Source organism: Parasynechococcus sp., assembly GCF_042954325.1.
Classification (GTDB): Bacteria; Cyanobacteriota; Cyanobacteriia; order PCC-6307; family Cyanobiaceae; genus Parasynechococcus.
In genome coordinates, this window is sequence record NZ_JBGKDS010000024.1 from 1 (window position 1) to 2,318 (window position 2,318).

Consider the following 2,318-nt stretch of genomic DNA (forward strand, 5'->3'; position numbering starts at 1 on the left):
GCCTGTCGTGTGTTTCACCTCTTCGGAGTCTTCATTGCCGGTGCCACTGGTGTTGGCCTCGAATTCATGCGAAAGCCTGAATCGCAGCGCGACTATCTGACCTTCATTGAGCAAGCAACTGGCCTCAGGCTTGCTCCCTCAGCCTGAACTTCAGTTGAGATGCATCTGTCGGCGCGACAGGATGGACGCCATATCCCCCGTTTGCCTTGGCTCCGTCGCTCTCCGCTGACCCCGCCGATCGGATCATCGTGGCCCTTGATGGCATGGATCCAGAGCAGGCCCTGGCGTTTGCAAGCCAGGTGCAGGGGTTGCGTTGGGTGAAGGTGGGTCTGGAGCTGTTCGTGCAGGCCGGCCCGCACGTCGTGGCGCAACTTCGCGAGCAGGGGCTGCGGGTGTTCCTCGACCTCAAATTTCACGACATCCCGGCCACGATGGCCGGGGCCTGCCGGCGGGCCGCGGCGCTGGGGGCGGAGTTGATCACGGTGCATGCCTGTGCCGGCAGCGAAGCACTGAAGGCGGCCCAGGCCGCAGCACTGGATGGCGCGACACGTGCCGGTCAACCGGCACCAACGCTGCTGGCGGTGACGGTGCTCACCAGCTGGGAGGAGCAACGGCTGCAACGGGAACTCGCCATTGGCCAGGGCATTGCCGAACGGGTGTCGGCGTTGGCACAGCTGTCGGCGGCCGCCGGCATCGCTGGCTGTGTCTGTTCACCGCTGGAGGTCGCGGCATTGCGGGCCCAGCACCCTGAGCCCTTTGCCTTGGTGACCCCCGGAATTCGCCCCAAAGGCGCTGCGGTAGGCGATCAAGCCCGGGTGATGGGTCCGGCCGAGGCGATTGCAGCGGGCGCCAGCCAGTTGGTGATCGGACGGCCGATCACCAAAGCCGACGATCCCTGTGCCGCGTTTGCCGTCTGCTGCGAGCCCTTGAAGGCCTGATCCGCCTTGAAGCAGGTCTGATCGACCACCCCGGATGGTTCGAGCTCATCGAGCGGGTCGGGGTGGACTTGCTTTTAAACAGCGCGGAACTCAGAACTTGAAGTTCAAGCCGCCTTGCACCTGCCAGCTGGTGCCGCGATCACCACCCCAGAACAAGGCGCCGCCGCGGGCGTACACGCCCATCGAGGTGTCTTTGAAATTGAAGGTGGTGTAATCGAGGCCAAGTTCCACCAGGGCGGCATGGTCATCGCTGCCATTGAGGTCCCAGCGTTTGCTTCTGCCGGATTGGAGGTAAGACACTTTTTGGTCATCGCCGCTGAGGCCCCAATCGGCGGCCCAACCCACCCGCAGTGAGGGGAGGAACAGCGAGCGTTCGCCATCGCGGATGGGCAGGGCGAATTTCACGGCCAGTTCACTGCCGATCTGGTCCACCTCCATCTCATGGAAGCGCAGGCGATCGCGGGGGTCAGCGCCGTGTTCGCTGAACTTGTCGAGACTGGTGTTGGTGTAGCTGAGCAATGCCTGGGGTTCGATGATCCAGTCACCGCTGTCCAGCGGTGCCCCAACGTTGATGACCCCGGTCCAGGAATTGCCGCTGCGGTTGCCTTTGGCGGTGTCGTCTCCGACCTTGCGGCGGTGATCGCCGTCATAGCCCCCGGCACTGACCATGCCGCGCAGATAAAAATTGCGGGTCCAGTATTCGGCGTAGGCGCCACCACCCCAGCCGTCTGCATCCCAGCTGGAGCGGGAGCCGTCCTCGCCATGCATCGCCGCGTAGGTGCCGAAGAGGCCAATGCGAGTTTCGTCGCTGAGGGGGATGTCGAAACCGAGTTGCGCTCCGCCGTTGTCGAAGGTGGCGGTGCGATGGCCGGTGGTGCCGTTGCTGCTGCGTCCTCCGAATCCACGCACCCAGACATTCACGCCGGGTTCATTGATCTCATTGGTGAACAGCAGACCGTGGGGGGCGGCAACCTCCGTGTAAAGCACCCCATCGACGTTGATGGCCACGCGATCCGCATCGATCTCAGCGGCGCTGAGCTGGGCCATGTCGTAGCGCTCGAGGGTTTCCTCGAGATAGGCCTCAGCGTCAGCATCATCGAGCCCATCGCTTTTGAACCAGAGCGGACGGATCGGTTCCGCCGGGCTTGGTTCGGGGGTGGGGACTGGGGTTGGGATCGGTGTGGGTTCCGGTGCAGCGTCGTCGACCACCTCTTGGAATTGGCGGTAGGGCGGAGCTGGGGGGAATTGGGTGCAGGGCCCGAAACAGGGCGGAACGATCACCGTTGGAGGTGGATCCTTCGGCTTATTGGGTTGTTCTGGCTTGTCTGGTTTCTCTGGTTTCTCTGGCTTGTCCGGAGTTGGTTCTGGAGTCGGCTCTGG

2 protein-coding genes are annotated in these 2,318 nt (G+C 63.5%); one reads left to right on the forward strand and one right to left on the reverse strand.

All coding sequences use genetic code 11. The annotated features are described in order from the left end of the window. Nucleotides 1–206 precede the first annotated feature (206 nt). Nucleotides 207–938, forward strand: coding sequence for an orotidine-5'-phosphate decarboxylase (gene pyrF / locus ACGVKB_RS03810; protein WP_392349953.1), 732 nt, complete (start codon nt 207–209; stop codon nt 936–938). A 90-nt stretch (nt 939–1,028) separates the two neighbouring features. On the opposite strand, the gene ACGVKB_RS03815 is transcribed toward pyrF, so the two are convergent. After that, the coding region (locus ACGVKB_RS03815; RefSeq protein WP_392349954.1) for an autotransporter domain-containing protein at nt 1,029–2,318 on the reverse strand (1,290 nt) is incomplete at its 5' end.